General features: G+C 75.7%; 17 protein-coding genes. 13 read left to right on the top strand and 4 right to left on the bottom strand.

Going from position 1 to position 21,646, the window contains the following annotated elements; all coding sequences use genetic code 11:
- Positions 1-212: 212 nt before the first annotated feature.
- Both AMOR_RS06080 and AMOR_RS06085 read right to left on the bottom strand, forming a co-directional pair.
- Positions 213-1,229, bottom strand: a complete 1,017-nt coding sequence (locus AMOR_RS06080) for a DUF3187 family protein (RefSeq protein WP_248359641.1) — start codon at positions 1,227-1,229, stop codon at positions 213-215.
- Positions 1,230-1,243: 14 nt separating this feature from the next.
- Positions 1,244-1,993 carry a hypothetical protein gene (locus tag AMOR_RS06085; protein WP_248359643.1) on the bottom strand — a complete coding sequence of 250 codons (750 nt, stop codon included), beginning with the start codon at positions 1,991-1,993 and terminating at the stop codon, positions 1,244-1,246.
- 165 nt (positions 1,994-2,158) lie between these two features.
- Here AMOR_RS06085 and hpnJ point away from each other — a divergent pair, with 165 nt between their 5' ends.
- The 13 genes from hpnJ to hpnI all read left to right on the top strand — a co-directional run bounded on the left by hpnJ (position 2,159) and on the right by hpnI (position 18,051).
- Positions 2,159-3,607 carry a hopanoid biosynthesis associated radical SAM protein HpnJ gene (gene hpnJ / locus AMOR_RS06090; protein WP_248359644.1) on the top strand — a complete coding sequence of 483 codons (1,449 nt, stop codon included), beginning with the start codon at positions 2,159-2,161 and terminating at the stop codon, positions 3,605-3,607.
- Positions 3,604-4,614, top strand: coding sequence for a lysylphosphatidylglycerol synthase domain-containing protein (locus AMOR_RS06095; RefSeq protein ID WP_248359646.1), 1,011 nt, complete (start codon positions 3,604-3,606; stop codon positions 4,612-4,614). The genes hpnJ and AMOR_RS06095 overlap by 4 nt, the downstream gene beginning before the upstream one ends.
- A gap of 145 nt (positions 4,615-4,759) precedes the next feature.
- Positions 4,760-6,706, top strand: coding sequence for a 1-deoxy-D-xylulose-5-phosphate synthase (gene dxs / locus AMOR_RS06100; protein ID WP_248359648.1), 1,947 nt, complete (start codon positions 4,760-4,762; stop codon positions 6,704-6,706).
- 4 nt (positions 6,707-6,710) lie between these two features.
- The gene (gene hpnA, locus AMOR_RS06105; RefSeq protein ID WP_248359650.1) at positions 6,711-7,736 is read left to right on the top strand and encodes a hopanoid-associated sugar epimerase; all 1,026 of its coding nucleotides are present in this window, start codon (positions 6,711-6,713) and stop codon (positions 7,734-7,736) included.
- A complete protein-coding gene (gene hpnH / locus AMOR_RS06110) occupies positions 7,721-8,737 on the top strand; it encodes an adenosyl-hopene transferase HpnH (protein WP_248359652.1) in 1,017 nt (338 codons plus the stop codon). Before hpnA ends, hpnH begins: the two co-directional genes overlap by 16 nt.
- Positions 8,734-9,801: a type 2 isopentenyl-diphosphate Delta-isomerase gene (fni, locus tag AMOR_RS06115; RefSeq protein WP_248359655.1), complete on the top strand. Its 1,068-nt coding sequence runs from the start codon at positions 8,734-8,736 to the stop codon at positions 9,799-9,801. The genes hpnH and fni overlap by 4 nt, the downstream gene beginning before the upstream one ends.
- A complete protein-coding gene (locus AMOR_RS06120) occupies positions 9,798-11,474 on the top strand; it encodes a phytoene desaturase family protein (RefSeq protein ID WP_248359657.1) in 1,677 nt (558 codons plus the stop codon). Before fni ends, AMOR_RS06120 begins: the two co-directional genes overlap by 4 nt.
- On the top strand, positions 11,471-12,427 hold the full coding sequence (locus AMOR_RS06125; protein WP_248359658.1) for a phytoene/squalene synthase family protein: 957 nt from the start codon (positions 11,471-11,473) through the stop codon (positions 12,425-12,427). The genes AMOR_RS06120 and AMOR_RS06125 overlap by 4 nt, the downstream gene beginning before the upstream one ends.
- Entirely contained in the window at positions 12,424-14,436 is a 2,013-nt protein-coding gene (gene shc, locus AMOR_RS06130) for a squalene--hopene cyclase (protein WP_248359660.1), read from the top strand. The genes AMOR_RS06125 and shc overlap by 4 nt, the downstream gene beginning before the upstream one ends.
- 9 nt (positions 14,437-14,445) lie before the next feature.
- Positions 14,446-15,246 carry a carotenoid biosynthesis protein gene (locus AMOR_RS06135; RefSeq protein ID WP_248359662.1) on the top strand — a complete coding sequence of 267 codons (801 nt, stop codon included), beginning with the start codon at positions 14,446-14,448 and terminating at the stop codon, positions 15,244-15,246.
- Entirely contained in the window at positions 15,243-16,007 is a 765-nt protein-coding gene (locus AMOR_RS06140; protein WP_248359664.1) for a phosphorylase family protein, read from the top strand. The genes AMOR_RS06135 and AMOR_RS06140 overlap by 4 nt, the downstream gene beginning before the upstream one ends.
- A gap of 2 nt (positions 16,008-16,009) precedes the next feature.
- Complete coding sequence (gene hpnK / locus AMOR_RS06145) at positions 16,010-16,891, top strand: hopanoid biosynthesis-associated protein HpnK (protein WP_248359666.1); 882 nt, start codon at positions 16,010-16,012, stop codon at positions 16,889-16,891.
- Positions 16,888-18,051 carry a bacteriohopanetetrol glucosamine biosynthesis glycosyltransferase HpnI gene (gene hpnI / locus AMOR_RS06150; protein WP_248359668.1) on the top strand — a complete coding sequence of 388 codons (1,164 nt, stop codon included), beginning with the start codon at positions 16,888-16,890 and terminating at the stop codon, positions 18,049-18,051. Before hpnK ends, hpnI begins: the two co-directional genes overlap by 4 nt.
- A gap of 45 nt (positions 18,052-18,096) precedes the next feature.
- Here hpnI and AMOR_RS06155 read toward each other — a convergent pair whose 3' ends face one another.
- Both AMOR_RS06155 and AMOR_RS06160 read right to left on the bottom strand, forming a co-directional pair.
- Positions 18,097-18,402 carry a hypothetical protein gene (locus AMOR_RS06155; RefSeq protein WP_248359670.1) on the bottom strand — a complete coding sequence of 102 codons (306 nt, stop codon included), beginning with the start codon at positions 18,400-18,402 and terminating at the stop codon, positions 18,097-18,099.
- A gap of 186 nt (positions 18,403-18,588) precedes the next feature.
- On the bottom strand, positions 18,589-21,630 hold the full coding sequence (locus AMOR_RS06160) for a hypothetical protein (protein WP_248359672.1): 3,042 nt from the start codon (positions 21,628-21,630) through the stop codon (positions 18,589-18,591).
- Between the last annotated feature and the right edge of the window lie 16 nt (positions 21,631-21,646).

Consider the following 21,646-nt stretch of genomic DNA (forward strand, 5'->3'; position numbering starts at 1 on the left):
CCCCGATCCTTCCGACGTCCCGGTCCGCGCCGGCGCTCGGCGCGCCCGGTCCCGGCCCGCTTCCATCATATGCTCCGGCCCGCGGGCCCCGCAAAGACGCGGGCCGAGTACGCACGATTGGTGAATGCACCGCCGGCCGCGCCCCGTCCGGGGGGTCGAGCGCAAGTCCGAGGGCTCGCTCCTCGAGCTCCGCGCGGCCCGCTCCCGCCGCGCTATCGCCGCCAGGTGAGCTCGAGCACGCCGGTGATGTCCGCCCCGTGCGACGCGTGGAGCACGTTCTCGACGAGGGCGAAGGTGACGGCGGTCCGGCGGGTCACCTCGGCGGCGACGCCGGCGAGCACGTACCAGCTGGCGCCGTCCACCGCGTCCATGCCGGTGCCGGTGATCGCCGAACCGTGGACGCTCCCCTGGAGCGTGGCCGAGAGCCACGTGGCGAACCGGCGCGACGCGCCGATCTGCAGCGCCGCGTGCGGGCGGGTCTCCAGCCTGGCGGGCGTGAACGTGCCGCCGGGAACCACGACGTCGGCGGTCAGGTGGAGCGCGGTCTTCTCGAACGTCCACCCGCAGAGGACGCCTCCCCCGACGTCCACCGCGCCGCTGCCGAACGGCAGGGCCGCGGTCGGGACCTTGACCGCCGCCCGCCAGGACAGCGCGGGCGTCCACCCGTGCCCGGCGGTGATCCGCCCCTTCAGGCCCGCCCAGACGTCGCCCGCGCCGCCCCCGGTCCCCGACCAGTCGATCCCCGCGCCACCCTCGCGCACGATGTTCACCCGCGCCTTCGGTATCGGCCCGGCGCGGAGCGGGTTCGGATGGCCGACGAACGCGTCGACGAACTTGATGGGCCGCGCGAGGAAGCCGGGGTAGTCGATGACGCCCGGGATCTCGAGCTCGAGCTCGAGGCCGTCGCGGAGCCCCTGGCGCACCACCACCATGGGCTGCGCGCTCTCCACCGAGACGTTCACCGAGAGCGCGCTCGTCTGGGCCCGGATGATGGTGTTCGAGTAGAGCGTCCGGAGCGCGATCTCCGTCCCGCCCCTCGACAGCGGCTCGGGCACGTCGAACGGGAGCTGCAGGAACGGGCGCGCCAGCGGAGCGGGGTCCTGCCAGGAGACGAACCGCGGCGGCGCGGGCGCCTCCGGCGTCCCGTCGGCGAGCGTCGCGGCGGGCGCGACCGCGAGCGCCGCCAGGGCGAGGGCATGAAGGACGGACGGGCATCTCGACGGCCGCATGGTCTCCTTGCTCCTCAGAACGACACTACGAGCGACACCACGGCGCCCCCGCGCGGGAGCACGCGCACCCGCGCCGACGCCGCGCCGGGCTCCGCCGGCGAGAGGTCGCCGGCGCGGTAGCGGGCGAGCTCGCCCACGAGGCCGGTGGGCTGCGTCAGGATCTGCACCTCGCCGAGCGCGAACCCCACTCCCGCGGTGAGGGCGCCGGTTCGCCACTGGCTCCCCGCCAGGGCTGCGAGCACGCCGAGCGCCGCGTTCAGGAACAGGTTGCTCGCGTGCGCCGCCAGGCCGGTGCCGACCGCCTGGTTCCGCGCGCCCCGCTCGAGCGCCGCCTCGAGGAGCGCGAGCTCGGCGCAGACATCCCCACCCGCGGGCGGCGCCGGCGGCGGCGTGATCGGCAGGAGGATCATCTGCGCGTCGCCGAGCGCGGCGCTCGCCGCGCCCGCCGCGAGGACGATACGGCCGTCGCGGGTCGACGCGAACGGCAGCGCGGCGAGCTGACCGATCGCCAGCGCGCCGTCGACGAACCCCCACGTGGCGGTCCACGTCTCCGCGGGACCGCGCGCGGCCTCGAGGCGCTGCCGCAGGAACGCGACGCGCGTCGGCGCGGGGATCGCCGCGAGCCGCGAACCCGCGGCGTCGCCGGCGCAGCCCGCGCGGACCGCGGCGGGGAAGAGGAGCAGGGCGACCGCCGCGGCGCCGAGGTGGCACCGCACGCCCGCCGGACGCCTGCGCGGGGCGCCGTCCCGGGGCTCGTGATCCACGCGGAGTGCTTACCGCCGCGGGGGCGTACAAGGGAACGCGCCTCGCGGGACGCCCCCTCCGCACCCGAGCGGTCACCGCGCGCACCCCGAAGCGCGCGGTGTCGGCGCGTCGCTCACCCGCTACAAGGAGCAGGGACGCGCCCCTTCTCCATACGTGGAGCCCGCATGCTCGCCACCCTCTTCCTCCAGCCTCCCTCGTTCGACGGATTCGACGGTGGAGCCGGGTCGCGGTACCAGGCGCACCGCGAGGTCCGATCGTTCTGGTTCCCGACCTGGCTCGGTCAGCCCGCCGCGCTGGTGCCCGGGAGCAGGCTCGTCGACGCGCCGCCCGCCGGGCTCACGCTCGCCGACGTCCTGCCGCTGGCGAGGGACTACGAGCTCGTCGTGATGCACACGTCCACGCCGTCCTTCGCGTCCGACATCCGGGTCGCGCAGGCGCTCAAGGAGGAGAACCCGCGCCTCCTCGTCGGGCTCGTGGGCGCGCGCGTCGCCGTGGATCGCGCCGGCAGCCTCTCGCGCGCGCCCGCCGTGGACTTCGTCTGCGGGAACGAGTTCGATTACACGATCCTGGAGGTCGCGGAGGGGCGCCCGCTCGCGGGGATCGCCGGCCTCTCCTGGCGCGATCCGTCCGGCGCGGTGGTGAACAACCCGGAGCGCCCGCCGCTGGAAGACCTGGACGCGCTGCCGTGGGTGACCCCCGTCTACGCCCGCGACCTGCGCATCGAGGACTACTTCAACGGATACCTGCGGCACCCGTACCTGTCGCTCTACACGGGGCGGGGCTGCCGCAGCAAGTGCACCTTCTGCCTGTGGCCGCAGACCGTGGGCGGGCACCGCTACCGGTCCCGGAGCGTCCGGAGCGTGGCGGAGGAGATCGCCTGGGCGAAGCAGGCGCTGCCCCAGGTGAAGGAGTTCTTCTTCGACGACGACACCCTCACCGACGACCTCCCGCGCACCGAGGGAATCGCGCGGGAGATGAGCCGGATCGGCGTCACCTGGTCGTGCAACGCGAAGGCGAACGTCCCGCGGCGGACGCTCGAGGTGATGCGCGACAACGGGGTCCATGTCCTGCTCGTCGGGTACGAGTCGGGGAACCAGGGCATCCTCAACAACGTGAAGAAGGGGGTCCGCCTGGACATCGCCCGCCGGTTCACCGAGGACTGCAACGACCTCGGCATCACCATCCACGGTACGTTCATCATCGGGCTGCCCGGGGAGACGCGCGAGACCATCGAGGAGACGATCCGGTTCGCCTGCGAGCTCGACCCGCACACGATCCAGGTGTCGCTCGCGGCGCCCTACCCCGGCACCGAGCTGTACCGGCAGGCCGTCGAGCACGGCTGGCTCGACGCCGCGCACGCGGACCTGGTCGACGAGCACGGCGTGCAGCTCGCGCCGCTGCACTACCCGCACCTCGACCACGAGGACATGCACGCCGCCGTCGAGCGCTTCTACCGTGAGTTCTACTTCCGGCCGAGCAAGATCGCGGAGATCGTGGGCGAGATGGTCAGGAGCCCGCAGATGCTCCGCCGCCGCCTCCGCGAGGGCGTCGAGTTCTTCCAGTACCTGCGCGCGCGCCGGGAGCACGCGCGCGGCGTGGGCGCGACGACGTGAGCCGCGCCGCGCTCCTCCTGGCCCTCGCCGGCCTCGCCGTCGCGACCGCGCTGGTCGTGCACGCCGGGTTCGGGACGGTGCTCGCGGCGTTCGCGACCGCCGGGCTGGGCGTGGTCTGGGCGAGCCTCGTGCACGTCCTCCCCATGGCGCTCAACGCGCGGGCGTGGCAGCTCCTCGTCGGCCGGGGCTCCCCTGGGCCGCGGCGGCGCCGGTCGCTGCCGTTCTTCTTCTGGCTCGTGTGGGTGCGGGAGGCGGTGAACGGGCTCCTGCCCGTCGCGCGCATCGGCGGGGAGCTCGCGACGGCGCGGCTCCTGGTCCGCCGCGGCGTGCCCGGCCCGCAGGCGGCCGCCAGCCTCGTCGTCGACATGACGGCGAGTCTCGCGAGCCAGCTCGTGTTCACGCTCGGGGGCATCGCCGCCCTCGCCTCCCGCGCGCCGGGCGGACCGGTCGTCCGGACGTCCTGGATCGCCCTCGCCGCTGCGGCGCCGATCGTCGTCGCGCTCACGCTCCTTCAGCGCGCCGGCGCGTTCGAGACCACCGCCCGCCTCGCGCGTGCCGTCGCAGGGCGGCGGCTCGCCGCACTCGTGGGAAGCGGACGCAGGATCGATCGCGCGACCACGGCCGTGTACCGGCGCCCGGGGCGGGTCGCGCGCTGCGCGGCGTGGCAGCTCGCCGGGTGGGCAGCGGGCGGCGCGGAGATCTGGGCGTTCCTCGCGTTCGCCGGTCACCCCCTCACCGTCCCCGATGCGCTCGCCGTCGAGGCGATCGTCCAGGCGCTCTCGAGCGCGGCGTTCGTCGTGCCGGGTGCACTCGGCGTGCAAGAGGGCGCATTCGTGGCGGTCGGGGGCGCGGTCGGCCTCCCGCCTGATGCCGCGCTCGCGCTCGCGCTTGCCCGCCGCGCCCGGGATCTCCTCGTCTTCGCGCCCGTGCTCGCGATCTGGCAGTGGCGCGAGGCACGCGTAGTGCTAGGGGGGCGGCATCCCCGCGCAGGGGATGCGCTGTCCTGACTTTCGTCTAATGGCAGAAAGTGCCCACACGGGAGATTGCACGGACAGTCGCCCGGGCGGATGCTCACCAAAACGGATAGTCGAGTCGGGTCGTCCGGCGCGCGCTGCGCCGCCGTCATTCCTCGGTTCTCCGCGCGAGCGCGTGATGCAGCGACTCCTCGATCGCATAGACTCTCCGGGGCACCTCAAGGCGCTCCCGGTCACCGATCTCCCCCGGCTGTGCGAGGAGATCCGCGGCGAGATCGTCGCCGTGTGCGCGCGCACCGGCGGTCACCTCGGATCGTCGCTGGGCGCAGTGGAGCTGAATGTCGCGCTCCACTACGTCTTCGACTCCCCGATCGATCGCCTCGTGTTCGACGTCGGCCACCAGGCCTACGCTCACAAGCTCGTCACCGGCCGCCGCGATCGCTTCGCGACGCTCCGGACCGAGGGCGGCCTGGCCGGCTTCCCCGAGCGCGCCGAGTCGGAGCACGACGCGTTCGGAGTGGGGCACGCGTCGACCGCCATCAGCGCCGCGCTCGGCATGGTCGAGGCCCGGCGGATCGCGGGCGGCCGCGGCAAGGTGGTCGCGCTCGTCGGGGACGGTGCGCTCACGGGGGGTGTCGCCTTCGAGGGGCTGAACCAGGCCGGGTACCTGCGCCGCGATCTGCTCGTCGTCCTGAACGACAACGAGATGTCGATCTCGCCGAACGTCGGCGCCGTGTCGGAGTGGCTCTCGAAGCGGCTCGCCTCGCCCTCCGCGGAGCGCGTCGAGCGGCTCGTGAAGGCCGTCCTCCAGGATGCGCCGCACGGCGCCCGGACCATCGACGTGCTTCACCGGGCGGTCGAGGCCGCGAAGGCCCTCGTCACGCCGGGCATGCTCTTCGAGGCGCTCGGGTTCCGGTACGTCGGGCCGGTGGACGGGCACGACGTCGGCGCCCTCGTCGAGACGCTCGCCGGCCTCGCCCGCCTCGAGGGGCCCGTGCTGCTGCACGCGCTCACGGCCAAGGGAAAGGGCTACGCGCCTGCGGAGGCCGACGCCGCGACCCGCGGGCACGCGCTGTCGTTCTTCGACCCCCGCACCGGCCGGCCGGCGACCCGGAGCTCGGGGCCGCCGCCGTACACGGACGTCTTCGCGCAGGCGCTCTGCGACGAGATGGCCCGCGACGGACGGGTGGTGGCGATCACGGCCGCGATGCTCGAGGGGACCGGGCTGCGCCGCTGCCAGCGCCGGTTCCCGGACCGGACGTGGGACGTCGGCATCGCCGAGCAGCACGCGGTCACGTTCGCGGCCGGCCTCGCGTGCGAGGGCGTCCGGCCCGTGGTGGCGATCTACTCGACCTTCCTGCAGCGCGCGCTCGACCAGATCATCCACGACGTCGCGCTGCAGCGGCTGCCGGTCACCTTCGCGCTCGACCGCGCCGGGCTCGTCGGCGCCGACGGGAAGACCCACCAGGGCGCGTTCGACCTCGCCTACCTCCGGTGCGTGCCCGGCCTCGTGTTGATGGCGCCGTCCGACGAGAACGAGCTCCGGCACATGCTGCGCACTGCGCTCGAGCTCCCGGGGCCCGCCGCGTTCCGGTTCCCGCGGCGCGCAGCGGCCGGGGTCCCGGCCGAGGAGCCGCGAGCGCTGCCGGTCGGCCGGGCCCGCTGGCTCCGCGCCGGCGGCCCGCGGCCGGACGTCGTGATCGCCGCCGCCGGGGCGCCGGCCCTCGCCGCGCTCTCCGCCGCCGCGGCGCTCGGGGCCGAGGGGATCGACGCCGCCGTCCTCGACGCCCGGTTCGTGAAGCCGCTCGACGAGGAGGCGCTCTGCGACGCGGTCACGGGTCCGCGGCGGCTCGTCACCGTCGAAGAGGGCTGCCTCGCCGGCGGCTTCGGCGCTGCCTGTCTGGAGGCGCTCGCGGCCCGCGGCGTCCTCGCCGACGGCGTCGCGGTCGCGCGGCTCGGGCTCCCGGACGCCTTCGTGGGGCACGGCGACGCGGGCCGGCAGCTCGCGGCGCTCGGGCTCGACGCGGCCGGGATCGCGCGGTCCGTCCGCGAGCTCCTCGGGGCGGAGAGACCGGCCGGCGACCGCCTCACCGCGCGCGCCGACCTGGGCCGGGCGACGGGATAGGCGGATGGCCAGGGTCCTCGTCACCGGCGCGAGCGGGTTCATCGGCGCGAACGTCGCCCGCGTGCTGCTCGAGCACGGCGACGAGGTCCGCGCCCTCGTCCGGGCCGCCTCCGACCGGAGCAACGTCGCGGATCTGCCCGTGGAGGTCGTCGAGGGAGACCTCCGCGACGCCGACGCGGTGCGACGCGCGGTCAGGGGCTGCGTCCGCGTGTTCCACGTCGCCGCCGACTACCGGTTCTGGGCGCGCGATCCGCAGGAGCTGTACGAGTCGAACGTGCGCGGCACGGTGAACGTCCTCGACGCGTGCCTCGCGCACGGCGTGGAGCGCGTCGTCCACACCTCCACCGTGGGCACGATCGGCCTCTCCGGCCTGCCCCGCCCCTGCGACGAGGCCACCCCGCTCGCGCCGGGCCAGCTCACGAGCCACTACAAGCGCTCCAAGCTCGAGGCCGAGCGCGCCGCGCTCTCCTACGTCGCGGTCGGGCTGCCGGTGGTCGTGGTGAACCCCACCGCGCCGGTCGGCCCCTGGGACGTGAAGCCCACCCCGACCGGCCGGATCCTGGTGGACTTCGCGCGCGGCCGGATCCCGGCGTACGTGGACACGGGGCTCAACGTCGTCCACGTGCGCGACGTCGCGGAGGGGCACCGGCTCGCGGCCGAGCGCGGCGTCCCCGGCGAGCGCTACATCCTCGGCCACCAGAACCTCACGCTGCGCGAGATCCTCGGGACGCTCGCGGAGCTGCTCGGCCGCCGCCCTCCGCGCGTCCGCCTGCCGTACGCGGTCGCGTGGACCGCCGGCGCGGTCACCACCGCGCTGGCAGAGGTGACGCACCGGCCCCCCGCGTTCCCCCTCGAGGCGGTCCGCATGTCGCGGCGGCGGATGTTCGTCGACGCGGGCAAGGCGGTCCGGGACCTGGGGCTCCCGCAGACGCCCGTCCGCGTCGCCTTCCAGGACGCGCTCCGCTGGTTCTTCGAGCGCGGTTACGTGGCACAACCGGATCCGAGGATCGTCGCATGGGCATCCCGCTGAAGCAGGCCGTCGCCGTCGGGAAGTACATCGTGGCCCAGCGCCTGCGCGGCCGGCGGCGGTACCCGCTCGTGCTGATGCTCGAGCCGCTCTACCGCTGCAACCTCGAGTGCGCGGGCTGCGGGAAGATCCAGCACCCGGAGGAGACGCTGCGGCGGATGCTCACGCCGGACCAGTGCTTCGCGGCGGCGGAGGAGTGCGGCGCGCCCGTCGTGAGCATCGCGGGCGGGGAGCCGCTCATCCACCCGAAGATCGGCGAGATCGTCGAGGGGCTGCTCGCGCGCGGGAAGATCGTCTACCTGTGCACGAACGCCATCCTCCTCGAGAAGAAGCTCGACCTGCTCCGCCCCGACGCGGGCCTCTCCCTCAACGTCCACCTCGATGGCGACGAGCGCCACCACGACGCCTCGGTGCAGCGCCCGGGCGTGTACCGCACCGCGGTGCAGGCGATCCGGGCGGCGAAGGCGCGCGGCTTCCGCGTGACCATCAACTGCACCATCTTCCTCGGCCACGCGCCCGAGGACCTCCACCGCTTCTTCGACGAGGTGACGGCCCTCGGGGTGGACGGGATCATGACGTCTCCCGGGTACGCCTACGAGCGCGCGCCGGACCAGGCGCACTTCCTCGTCCGCGAGCAGACCCGCGCCCTCTTCCGCGAGGTGTTCCGGCCCACCGCCGAGCACGGCTGGGCCTTCAACCACTCGCCGCTCTACCTCGACTTCCTCCAGGGCAAGGTCGACTACCAGTGCACGCCCTGGGGCAGCCCGAACTACGGGATCTTCGGGTGGCAGCGCCCGTGCTACCTGTTCTCCGAGGGCTATGCCTCCACGTTCCGGGAGCTCATGGAGACGACGGACTGGGACCGGTACGGGACCGGCCGCCACCCGAAGTGCGCGGACTGCATGATGCACTGCGGATACGAGCCGACCGCCGTGGAGGACAGCATGGCATCCGTCGGGAGCGTCGTCCGCTCGGTCCGCTCGGTCTTCGGAGGAGCCCGGTGACGACGCCGCCGCCCGATCGCAAGGACAGCCACCTCGCCCTCGCCCTCGAGCGCGGCGTCGAGTTCCCGGACGGCGACCCGACCGGCTTCGGAGCGCTCCGGCTCGACCACGACGCGCTGCCCGAGCTGGACCTCGACGAGGTCGACACCGGGACGACGCTCCTCGGGAAGCGGCTCGCGGCGCCGCTCGTCGTGGGCGCGATGACGGGCGGCACGCCGCGCGCGGGGGAGATGAACCGGCGGCTGGCGCTCGCCGCGGCCCGGTGCGGGGTCGGCTTCGCGCTCGGGTCGCAGCGGAAGATGCTCGCCGACCCGTCCACGCGCGCCACGTACGCCGTTCGGGAGGCCGCGCCGGACCTGCCGCTCGTCTTCGGGAACGTCGGGGCGGTCCAGCTCAACTACGGCGTCGGCCTGCCAGAGCTCCGGCGCCTCGTCGCCGACGTGGGAGCCGACGCGCTGAACCTGCACCTGAACCCGCTCCAGGAGGCGATCCAGCCCGGGGGCGACACGCGGTTCTCGTCGCTCGTCCCGAAGATCCGCGCCCTCGCGCCGGACGTCGGCGTTCCCGTGCTCCTGAAGGAGGTCGGCTCCGGGATCTCCGAGACGACGGCGCTCAAGATCCGGGACCTCCCGGTGGCGGGCGTCGAGACGGCCGGCGTGGGCGGCACGTCGTGGTCCTGGATCGAGAGCCTGCGGACGGCGGACCCGGTGAAGCGGGCGGTCGGCGAGCGGTTCACGCGGTGGGGGATCCCGACCGCGGAGAGCGTCGCGACCTGCCGCCGCGTCCTCCCGGACCGGATCGTCGTGGCCTCCGGCGGGATCCGCGACGGCCTCGAGGTCGCGAAGGCGATCGCGCTCGGCGCGGACGCGGCCGCCGTCGCCCTCCCCATCCTCCGCGCCGCGGAGCGCTCGGTCGAGGACGCGGTGGCGGTCGTCCTCCGGATCGTGGCCGAGCTCCGGACCGCGATGTTCCTCACCGGCGCGCGCACGGTGGCGGACCTGCGCACGCGGCGGCTCGTCCCGATGCGCGACCTGGCAGCGGGGCCGCGAGGGGACGCGCGATGACGGGCGTGGGCGGCGACGGGCGCGTCGACGCCCTCGTGATCGGGGCCGGGATCTCCGGCCTGGTCGCCGCGACGGATCTGGCCGCGAGGGGACACCGGGTCCTCGTGGTGGAGCACGACCACCAGGCGGGCGGCCTCATGGCCGGGATGCGCCGGCGCGGGTTCCACTTCGACGTCGGCTGCCAGTCGTTCGAGGACATGGGCATCGTCTTCCCGCTCCTCGACGCCTACGGCCTCTCGGACCTCGCCACCTTCCGGCGCGCGCGCTATCGGCTCGCGATGCCGGGGCTCGACGTGGACGTCGAGTCGATCCCGCAGGTCCGGGCGGCGTTCCAGCGGGCGTTCCCGGACTCCGCCGCCGCGTTCGGGCGCGTCTTCGACCTCCACGCGCGCACCTCCGAGCTCATCCGCGCGCTCTTCGTGCCGGAGCGCATCCCCCACGTGGTGGATGGCGGCGGCGCCTCGCTGGCGCGCTGGGTGCTCGGGGCCCTCGGCGGCTCCTCGCCCGCCGCGCTCGTCCGGCGCGTCCGCGACCTCCGCACCTGGATGCTCGAGGACTTCGAGCGCTGGTACGCGCGGGAGCTCCCGCCGTCCTCCGCGCGCGACCTCCTCTCGCGGTGCGGGTACACCGGCATGAACGTCTTCGTCGCCTCGGCGTTCTGGCATCTCTGGGCGGACGACTACTGGTACCCGGAGGGCGGGCTGCAGGCGTTCTTCGAGCGGTGGGTGGCGCGGCTCGAGGCGCGCGGCGTCCGCTTCATGTTCAAGCGCACGGTGACCGCGCTCGAGGTGCGCGGCGGGCGCGTCGAGGCGGCGGTCACCCACCACGGCGAGCGGCTCGCCGCGGACGAGGTGGTCTACACCGGCGATCCCCGACAGGCGCTCCGCCTCGTCGGCCGCGAGCGGTTCCCGCCGGCGCGCGCGGCGCGCCTCGAGCGGACGCGCCACTCCGACGCGCTCGTCTCCGTCTACCTGGGGCTCGACCTCGCGCCGGAGGCGCTCCGCGAGCGGCTCCGGACCGCCCACGTCTTCTACTTCCCGGACCCGGGCTGCCGGACCGCGCTCGACGCCGACGCCGGCGCGCACCGGAAGGCGTTCCTCGAGGTGACCGCGCACGGGCTGTTCGATCCGACCCTCGCGCCGCCGGGGAAGACCGCCGTCGTGCTCCAGGCGTTCACCCGGCACGACTGGCAGGACGGCTGGGGCACCGGGCTCACCGGCGACACCGCGCGCGAGGAGCGCGGCACGCCGCGCCCGCCCGCGTACCGGGCCCTGAAGCGCCGCGTCGCCGACGACCTCCTCGCGACCTTCGAGCGGCTCGTCCCGGGCGCGTCGTCGAGGGTCGAGTTCCTCGACGTCGGCGCACCGCCCTCCACGGTGCGCTTCACCCGGAACGCGTTCGGCGGGAGCTGCGGGTTCGCCCTCGACTGGCGCAACTTCCCGTTCGCGCTCCCGCTCGGCAACGCCGCGACGCCGCTCGCGAACCTCCACGCCGCCGGCCACTTCACCGTCTGGCCGGGCGCGGTGCCCACCGCCGCCCTCTCCGGGAAGATCGCCGCCCGCCGCGCCGACGCGCGCCTGCGGGCCCGCAGGCCCCGCCCACGCCCCGTCGCGCCGGCGCCGGGTGGCGCGGCAGAGGATCTCGCTGCAGAACCAGGAAGGGGGGCCGCATGACGACGCTGACCACCGCCGCGCCCGCGAGCGGGAGCGACCGGGCCCGGGGATACGCCGAGTGCTGGGCGATCCTGCGGGAGCACGGGAAGACGTTCCACGTGATGGCGAAGCTGCTCGGGCCCGAGCGAGGGGACGCGATCGCCGCGCTGTACGGCTTCGCCCGGATCGCCGACGACCTCGTCGACGAGCGCCCCCCGGACGCGCGCCCGGAGGCGATCCGGGCCGAGCTGCACCAGATGCTCGCGGACCTCCGCCGCGCGGTCGCGGGCGACGCGCCGAACGCGCGGTACCTCGTCCTCGGCGAGACCATCCGCAAGTACGGGATCCCGCTCGAGCCGTTCGACCACCTCGTGGCCGGGCTCGAGATGGATCTCGACGGCCTCCGCTACGGCACGTTCGCGGACCTCGAGCACTACTGCTACCGCGTCGCCGGCACCATCGGGCTCATGATCACGCCCGTCGCCGGCTACCGGGAGGGGACGGCGGCCCTCGAGCACGCGAAGACGCTCGGCACGGCCATGCAGCTCACGAACATCCTGCGCGACGTGGGCGAGGATCACGCCCGCGGCATGATCTACCTGCCGGAGGAGGACCTCGGCCGGTTCGGGCTCTGCGCCGGCGACCTCCCGCGCCAGGCGAACGACCCGTCGTTCCGGGCCCTCATGGAGTTCGAGATCGCGCGGGCGCGCCGCCTCTACGACGAGGGGCTCGCCCTCATCCCGCTCATGACCACCGCCCGCGGACGCGCCGCGTTCCAGTTCGCCGCCGACGCCTACGGCGCCATCCTCGACAAGATCCGCGCGAACGGGTTCGACGTGTTCTCGCGGCGGGCGTCGCTGACCGTCTCGGAGAAGCTCTCGATGATCCCGGTCTCCACCTGGCGCGCGTGGCGTGCGGGCCTGGCGGGCCGCCACGAGGGGCCAGCGGGGAACGGGCGCCCGCACGCGCCATGAGCGCGGGCGAGGTGCTCGTCTGCGATCCTCCGGCGGCGGCCGCCGCCGCACCTGCCCCCGCGCCCGCGATCGGGCTGGCCTCCGCCGCGCGGCGCGCCGCGCGGGCGGCCCAGGACTTCCTCTGGCGCGTGCGGCGCGGCGATCACTGGTGCGGCGAGCTCGAGTCGAACGCGACGATCACCGCCGAGTACGTCCTGCTCCGGCAGGCCCTGGGGCTCGACCTCGGGTGCCGCCGGGACGCGACCATCCGGTACCTCTGCGGCCGCCAGAAGGCGGACGGGAGCTGGGGGATCGCCTGGAACCTGCCCGGCGACGTCTCGACGACCGTCGAGACCTACCTCGCGCTCCGGCTCCTCGGCCTCGGGGAGGACGACCCGCGGCTCGCGGCGGCGGAGCGGTTCGTCCGGGCGGCCGGCGGCGTCGAGCGCGTCCGGGTGTTCACCCGCATCAACCTCGCGCTCTTCGGCCTGTTCCCGTGGGACGCGGTGCCGGTGGTCCCGCCGGAGGTCATCTTCCTTCCATCGTGGGCGCCCATCAACGTGTACCGGCTCGCGAGCTGGGCGCGGTCCACGATGGTGCCGCTCTTCATCGTGTTCCACCACCGCCCCGTCTTCGCGCTCCCGGGCGGCCGCTCCCCGGAGAGCACGTTCCTCGACCGGCTCTGGCTCGACCCCGCGCACAAGAGGATCCCGTACCGCTCCTCCGTGCTCGAGACGCTCCGCCGGCACGGCCCGGGGTGGAAGGCCTTCTTCAACGCCGGCGACGCGGTGCTGCGAGTGCACGACCGGTTCCGCGGGAGCGCGCCGCTGCGGGCGCTTCGCGCCCGGGCGCTCCGGGCCTGCGAGGCCTGGGTGCTCGAGCACGAGGAGGCGACCGGCGACTGGGGCGGGATCTTCCCGCCGATGCTGAACGGCGCGCTCGCGCTGCGCCTGCAGGGGCACGCGCTCGATTCGGACCCGGTGCGGAGGGCCCTCGAGGCCATCGAGGCCTTCTCCATCTCGGACGCCGAGGGCTTCCGCATCGAGGCCTGCCAGTCGCCCGTGTGGGACTCGATCCTCGCGCTGATCGGCCTCGTCGACTCGAGCGCCGACCCCGCCGATCCGCGCCTCGTCGCGACGCGCCGCTGGATCGAGGCGAAGCAGCTCGTGAACGACTGGGGGGACTGGAAGGTCTACGCGCCGGAGATCCCGCCGGGCGGCTGGTCCTTCGAGTACGCGAACACCTGGTACCCGGACGTCGACGACACCGCCGCGATCGTGGTCGGCCTCGTGAAGCAGAACCCCGCGTCGGCCTGCGGCGCGGTGGTCGCGCGGGCGCTGGCGTGGATGCGCGGCATGCAGAACAGCGACGGCGGCTGGGCCGCGTTCGACGTCGAGAACGACCGCCTCTTCCTGAACGAGATCCCGTTCTCCGACATGGACTCGCTCTGCGACCCGTCGAGCCCCGACGTCACCGGGCGAGTGCTCGAGGCGCTCGGGATCGCCGGCGAGCGGCGCGGCCCCGCCGTGGACCGCGCGCTGGCCTACCTGCGGCGCGCCCAGGAGCCCGAGGGGAGCTTCTACGGCCGCTGGGGCGTCAACTACGTGTACGGCACGTCGAACGTGCTGAACGGCCTCGCGCGCGTGGGCGTCCCCGCGTCCGACGGGATGGTCGTGCGCGCGCTCCGCTGGCTCGAGGCCGTGCAGAACCCGGACGGCGGCTTCGGCGAGGGGCTCGAGTCGTACGCGGACCGGACGCGGATGGGGAAGGGGCCGTCGACCGCGTCCCAGACCGCGTGGGGGGTGATGGGGCTCCTCGCCTACCGGCCGGCCTCGGACCCCGCGGTGACGCGCGGCGTCGCGTGGCTCGTCTCGCGACAGCTCGACGGGGGACCCGCCGCGGGCTCCTGGCACGAGGAGGAGTTCACCGGGACGGGCTTCCCGCGCCACTTCTACCTCCGTTACCACCTCTACCGGCACTACTTCCCCCTGATGGCGCTCGGGCGCTTCTGCGCCGCGGCGGGCGCGTAGGAGGCGATCGTGGCGGCGGGCGAGGTCCTCCGGCTGCTCTGGGGCACGGTCGTCTACCGCCCTTACGTCTACGTGTTCCTCGCGTGCTTCCTCGCCTTCGCGCTCTGGCAGCTCGGCTGGAAGCGCACCCTCACCTTCGCCCTCCCGGCGTGGGCGATCGCGTTCGCCGCCGAGTACAGCTCGACCCGCAACGGGTTCCCCTTCGGGCCGTACGCCTACTTCGACGGGACTCGCACGCGGGAGCTCTGGATCGCGAACGTGCCGTTCTGGGACTCGCTTTCGTTCGTGTTCCTCTCCTACTTCAGCCTCGCGCTCGCGGCGGCGGTCCGCACTCCGCGCGCGGCGCGCGCGGAGGCGCCCTGGCCCGCCCTCCTCGCGCCCTCGACCCCGCTCCTCGGCGGCCTGCTGATGATGCTCCTCGACGTGGTGATCGATCCGGTGACGCTCCAGGGCGAGAAGTGGTTCCTCGGCCGGATCTACGCCTACCCGGGCGACGGGTTCTGGTTCGGGGTCACCGCCGCGAACTTCGCCGGGTGGTTCGCGGTCGGCGCGGCGACCCAGTGGGTGTTCCAGCAGGCCCTCCTGCGCCTGCCGTGGTGCCGGGATCCCTGGCGGCGCCTGCCGCCCGTCTTCGCCTGGGCGGTGCTCGGCACGTACGCGGGCGTGCTCGGGTTCATGCTCGCGGTCACCGTCGCCATCGGCGACCTCCGGCTCGCCGCGGTGAGCGCGGCGGTCAGCGCGGCGACGCTCGTGCCGCTCGCGCGGGCGCTCCGGCCCGCCCGGGCGCTCCTCGCGGAGCCGGGCGCGTGATCCTCGTCTGCGCCCCGACCCGCACCGAGGCGAACGCGTGCCGGCGCGGGCTCGCCGGCGCCGGCGCCCGGGACGTGGAGGTGCTCCGGACCGGAGTCGGCCCGGCGCGCGCCGCGGCGGCGCTCCGCGCGCGCCTCGCCGCCGGGCCCCGCCCCGCGCTGGTCGTCTCCTCCGGGTTCGCCGGCGCGCTCACGGCCGGCGTGCCGCTCCACACGCTCGTGACGGCGGCCAGCCTCCACCGGCTCGACGCGCGCCGCGCGGCCCCCCTGCCGCTACCGGCCGGCGCGCTCCGGCTCGCGCCGGACGCCCTCGCCTGCCGCGTCGCGGCGGCCGACGCGGTGGTGACCGGCGCGCCGCCGCTGCTCGCCGCGCCCGCCGCGGTGGACATGGAGTCGGTCGCGCTCGCCGAGGTCGCGGCCGCTGCCGGCGTCCCGATCGCGGTCCTCCGGCTCGTCACCGACACGCCGGACGCGCCGTTCCCGCGGTTCGTGCGCGCGCTCGGCGAGGCGCTCGCGGCGGACGGAGCCGGGGCCCGGCTCTCGGCCGCGGCGCGCGCCGCTGCGGAGATCGCCCGCGAGCCGGTCCGGGCGGGTGCGTTCGTCCGCTCGAGCCTGGCGGCCGCCGCGGCGCTCCGCCGGGCGTGGCTGGTCCGCGGCACGCGCGGCCTCGCGGAGGCGCCGGCGGCCGCCGTCGCCGCCGGCGCGGGCACTTCCGCCGCGGCGCCGGACGGCCCGAGCGCCGGCGCCGCGGCGCGGAGGTGACGATGCGCGCGGATCCAGCGGCCCGGGCGCAGGCCACGGCGCGGCCACCGCTCGGCCACGTGCTGGTCACCGCCGACGACCTCGGCGCCTCGACCGAGGTCAACGCGGCGGTGGCGCGCGCGCACCGCGACGGGGTCCTGACCGGCGCGAGCCTGCTCGTCGCGGGCGACGCGCTGGACGAGGCGGTCGCGCTGGCGCGGGCGACGCCGGGCCTCGCGGTCGGGCTCCACCTCGCGCTCGCGGACGCGCGGCCGGTCCTCCCGTCCCGGGAGGTGCCGCACCTCGTCGGCGCCGACGGCCGGCTCCTCCAGGATCCCGCGCGCGTCTTCCTCCGGCTCGCGTCGAGCGCGGCCGCGCGGCGCGAGGCGGCGCGGGAGATCGCGGCGCAGGTCGACCGCTTCGTCGCGACGGGCCTCCCGCTCTCGCACGTGGACGGGCACCACCATCTCCACCTCCACCCCGCCGTGTTCCCGGTCGTCGCCGAGCGCGCCGCCCGCGCCGGCGCCCGCGGGATCCGGCTCCCGTGGGAGGGGCTCGCGGCGCTCCCCGAGGCTCGCCCCCGTCGCGCCGCCATCGATGCGGCCGTGCTCGGTGCGCTCGCCCGGGGCTGGCGCGGCGCCGCGCGGCGCCTCGGGCTCCGGTTCGCCGACCGGGTGCACGGCATCGTCCGGAGCGGCGCGATGGATGCGGCGTACCTGCTCGCGCTCGTGCCGCGCCTCGGCGGAGGCGCCACCGAGCTCTTCCTCCACCCCTCCACCGCGCCGGGCGACGCCCGCGGTCCGAACCCGCGCGACCTCGCGGCCCTCCTCGACCCTGCGGTCCGCGCCGCGCTCGAGGCTCGCGGCCTCGCGCTCGCCACCTACGCGGCGCTGGAGCGGCCATGATCCTCGCCTCGCGCGCGCTCCTCGCCCTCACCGCTGCGAGCTGGGTGTACTGGGCCCTCGCGCTGCTCGCGGTGCGCCGCCACGTCCGGGCCAGGGTCCCCGTTCCGGCCGCACCGCTCCCGCCGGTGTCGATCCTGAAGCCCGTCCGCGGCGTCGACGCCGACGCGCGCGCGTGCTTCGAGAGCTTCCTTCGCCAGGACTACCCCACCTTCGAGCTCGTCTTCGGCGTCGCCGATCCTTCCGATCCGGTCCTGCCGCTCCTCGCGGAGCTGCGCGCGGCGCACCCCGGCGTCGCCGTCCAGGTGGTCGTCGCGCCGGCGCCGGGACCGAACCGCAAGGCGAGCCTCCTCGCGGCGCTGACGCGCGCGGCTCGCCACGATGTGCTCGTGTCGAGCGACAGCGACATGCGCGTCGAGCCCACGTGGCTCGGGGACGTCGTCGCGACGCTCGAGCCCGACGTCGGGCTCGTCACCTGCCCGTACCGCGCCGCCGACCCCCGGTCGCTCGCGGCGTCGCTCGAGGCGCTCTACGTCGGGGTCACGTTCCTCCCGTCCGCGATCGTGGCCGGCGATCTGCTCGGGATGCCGTTCGGAATGGGCTCCACCCTCGCGCTCCGGCGGCGCGACCTCCGCGCCCTCGGCGGATTCGCGGCCCTGGTCGACTACCTCGCCGACGACTACCAGCTCGGCGCGCGCGTCGCCGCGCTCGGGCGGCGCGTCGTCGTGGCCCGGCACGTGGTGACGACCGTGCTGGGGCCGACCACCGTCCGCGACGGGTGGGAGCGCGAGGTGCGATGGGCGCGCTGCACGCGCGCGAGCCAGCCGCTCGGGCACTTCGGCTTCGCGATGACGTTCTCGACTCCTCTCGCGGTGCTCGCGCTCCTTGCGACCGGGCTCGCGCCGCTCGGCTGGGCCGCGGTCGCGGGCTCCCTCGCGGTGCGCTGGCTGGCGGCGGCGGGCATCGCGCGCGCGACCGGGGACCTGGCGGCGCTGCAGGCACTGCCGCTGCTGCCGCTGCGGGACGGGCTCACCGCGGCGGTGTGGGCGGCGGCGGCGATGGGGCGGCGGGTGGTGTGGCGGGGGGACGTCTTCCACGTGGATCGGGTCGGCCGGCTGCGGCCGGTGCCGCCGGAGCGGACCGCCGGGCCCGAGCAGGCCTGAGCGCGCCCCAGGCGGCGCCCCTCCCCACCACGCGACGCGGTCGCTTCACCTCCTCGCCTCGGAACACGCGCCGTCGCAGGCCTGCGCGATGGCGACGCCCCGCCCGACCTCGGCGGCCATCCACGCCCCGACCCCGATCAGCCCGGAGACGAGCATGAAGAGCCCGCCGAGCACGAGGCCGTCGTGCGTCCGGCGTCGCCCGAACCCCTCGAACGCCGGCCCGCAGCGCGGTGCGCGGCTCGGCGCCGCTGGCGCGCGCGCCGTGGGCCGCGGCAGCTGTTGCCGCGGGACGATCTGGGGCAGGACCTCCGGAGAGAGCGCGCCCACGCCCGACGCGATCGCGGTGTCCATGAAGACCTCCCTGGAGCCGTGCGATGGACGTGGCCCAGCGCAGCGCTCCGTCAGATGGGAGGACGATGGGCCCTGGGCGCATACGCACCGCATACGGATCGCGGGCCCGGGCGGAGCCCGGGGTCTCGCTGGCGCGCGCACCGGCGGGAACGGGCCGCCCGCCCCGCCGGCGTCGGGCGAGGCCGGCTACGACCCGAGCGCCGGGTCGGCCTCCGCGCACCGCTGGCGCCAGTCCGGCGGCCGCTCGCCCGGGCCCGGGGCGCCGCGGTCGTGCGCGCGCAAGCACCGCGAGACCTCCTCGCGGAGGCGCTCGCGCGCCGCAGGCACGAGCGGCAGGTCGTCCTCGACGCCCGGCAGCAGCGGACCGCGGTACAGCCGCGCCACGCGCTCCACGTCGCCCTCGGTCGGCGTCCCCCCGGGCCGTGCGCGGGCCACGGCGAGCGCCTCCGCGAGCGCCGTGGCGTCGACGAAGCACACGCGCGGCTCGAAGCTCAGCCGCCGGCCGCGCTGGAGAATCGCGTCCGTCCGGCCGAGCAGCGCGCGTGCGCGGTGGAGCGTGACCTCGAGGTCCCGGCGGGCCGCGTCGCCCTCGGCGTCCGGCCACAGCGTGTCGGCGATGCGGTCCTCGCCCACGTCCCGCCCCCCCAGCGCGACGAGCGCCTGGAGGAGCCGGATCGGCCTGAGCGGCATCTTCCGCGTGAACCGGACCCGCTCCTCCCCGCGCCACAGCTCGAACCGGCCCAGCGTGAGGATCCGGACTGGCCACGGCCAGGCGGCGACCGCGGGCGCCCCGTCCGGCGGCGCGAGGCCGAGCGCCGCGATCTGCGCACGGACGTGGTCCGGCTCCACCTCGTGCTCGAGGGCGAGCGCCGCGACGCGCGCCATGACGTCCCGCCGCCAGCCGATCCAGGGGTGCCTCACGTAACCGTGCTCGCGCCCGACGCGCATCCCGTCCCGGAGCGGCGGCAGCGCGTCGGCGACGCGGCCCTGCGCCAGGCGCGCGTACGCGATGGAGAGGAGCGCGTGATGGAGCACCGCGGGATCCCCGACGCGGCGCGCCCACGCGATGCTGCGCTCGAGCCGGGCGACCGCCTCGTCGTGCTGCCCGCGCTCGACGAGGACGTGCGCGACCGTGTGCTCCATCCAGGCCTCGGCGATCGGGGCGCCGACCGCCGGCGCCACCTCCAGCAACCGCCGCGCGCTCTCCTCTGCCGACGGGAGGTCCCCCGCGCACAGGCTGATCCACACGCCGAGGTGCTCGTAGTGCGCGCGGTTCGCCTTCTCGCCGCCCACGTCCCGTCGAACCAGCGCGTGGTAGCGGCGGGCGGCGTCGAGATCGCCGGAGACGAGGCCCCCGTACGCGCCCTGGACGGCGACGACGTGGTTCAGGCCGAGGACCCCGGTCCGGCCGGCCGTCGCCAGCCCGCGCTCGACCGCCGCGAAGCACGCCGCCGCATCCCCCGCACGCGCGCAGCAGTGCGCCTCCATGAGGTGCCAGAGCATCTCGGTGCGGGGGGTCACGTCCCGCGCGGCCACGAGCGGCCTCACCGCGTCGAGGAGCCGCCTCGCCGCGGCGAGGTCGCCGCGCCAGCTCACCCAGTAGAACGCGAGATACGCCGCGAGCCGCATCCGCACGTCCGGCGGCGCGTCCGAGTCCAGGAGCGCCGTCGCGCGGTCGCGCCAGCGGCCGAGCTGCGGGTGCGCGCCGTACCGCCACATCAGCGCCGCCAGCATGCCGAACGTGACCTGCGCCTCCAGCTCGAGGGACGGGAAGCGCACCGTGCCGCTCAGCGCCTCCATGTCGGCGATCCAGGGGTCCAGCTCGCGGAAGTCGTCCCAGACGTAGAAGAAGGTCCCGACGAACCCCGCCCAGGAGGCGAGCGTGCCGGAGACGTCGCCCGCCTCGCGGAACGCGCGGTACGCCCGCTCGAACCGCGCGCGCGCGGCCGCCGGGGTCGCGAACCCGCAGACGCCGAGCCAGTACGTCAACCACGGATCCGCGTCGACGGTCGCCTCCGGGAGCGCGCGCAACCAGCCCTCGATCGACGCGAGCCGACCCTGGGCCGCGAGCGCGGGCGCGTGCTGGCGGACGAGGGCGGCCAGCCCGTCCCACTCGCCGCGAGCGGCGAGCAGGTCGGCGGCGGCGTCCGGGCTGCCCTCCTGGACGAGGATCTCCGCGGCGCGCAGCGACTGCGCGCGGCGGGTCGACGCGTCGAGGGTCTGCCGGGCGCGATCGAGCAGGAACTCGCGGAAGAGCGGGTGGAGGCGGTACCGGGGGCGCGCGCCCGCGAGCCGGAACGTGAAGTAGTTCCTGCGGACGAGGTCCGCCAGGATCTCGCCGGCGCGCGGACGGCCGGAGAGCGCCGCCGCGGAGGCGGGCTCCACCTCCGGAAGCGCCGCGGTCGCGAGCAGCAGCCCCTGCGCCTCGGCCGGAGCGCGCTCGAAGATCTCGGCGGCGAAGTAGTCGAAGAGGAGCTGCTGCCCCCTGGGCGCGGCGCCTCGCTCCGGCGGGATCCCGCGCACCGGCGAGTCGAGGAGGAGGAGGGTCCCGGCGACCCACCCGCCGGTCCTCTCCCGGAGCGCGTTCGCGCAGCTCGCGTCGCAGGGCTCGCGGCGGGCTGCCCGCGAGAGCGCGCGCGTCTCGGCGACCGTGAGGTCGAGCTCCGCCGGGTCGATCATCGCGATCGCACCCTGCGCCGCGAGCCGCGCGAACGGAGGAGGCGGCGCGGTGCGGCTCAGCACGAGGACGCGCACCCGCGACGGAAGCGCAGAGAGGGCGCCCGGCAGGAGCAGGTGCAGCGCGGCGTCCTCGGGCGCGTCCTGGTAGTTGTCGAGGACGAGCCACGCTCCGTCCGGCAGCAGCGCCCCGAGCCGCTCGAAGAAGTGCCGAGCGTACGCGTCGGGCCCGCGCGCGTACTCCGGCGTCAGCAGCGGCAGCGGTGGCGCGGCGTGACCGCGAAGACGCATCCGGCGCGCGCCCTCCCGCAGGTAGTAGAAGAACGTCGCCGGGTCCGCGTCGCGCGCGTCGACCTGGTACCACAGGCACGGGCGGCGCCGCGCGGCCAGGTAGCTCGCTGCGAGCGTGGTCTTGCCGCTCCCCGCGGCGGCGCTGATCCACACGATCGGCCGGCGCGCGGCGGCGTCGAGCCGCCTGTACAGACGCGGCCGGACCACCACCGTCGCGAGGCTCGGCGGCGCCACCTTCGCGAGGACGACTCCGACGGCCACGGGACCCCCTCCCGCC

Source organism: Anaeromyxobacter oryzae, assembly GCF_023169945.1.
In the GTDB taxonomy this organism is placed as follows: domain Bacteria; phylum Myxococcota; class Myxococcia; order Myxococcales; family Anaeromyxobacteraceae; genus Anaeromyxobacter; species Anaeromyxobacter oryzae.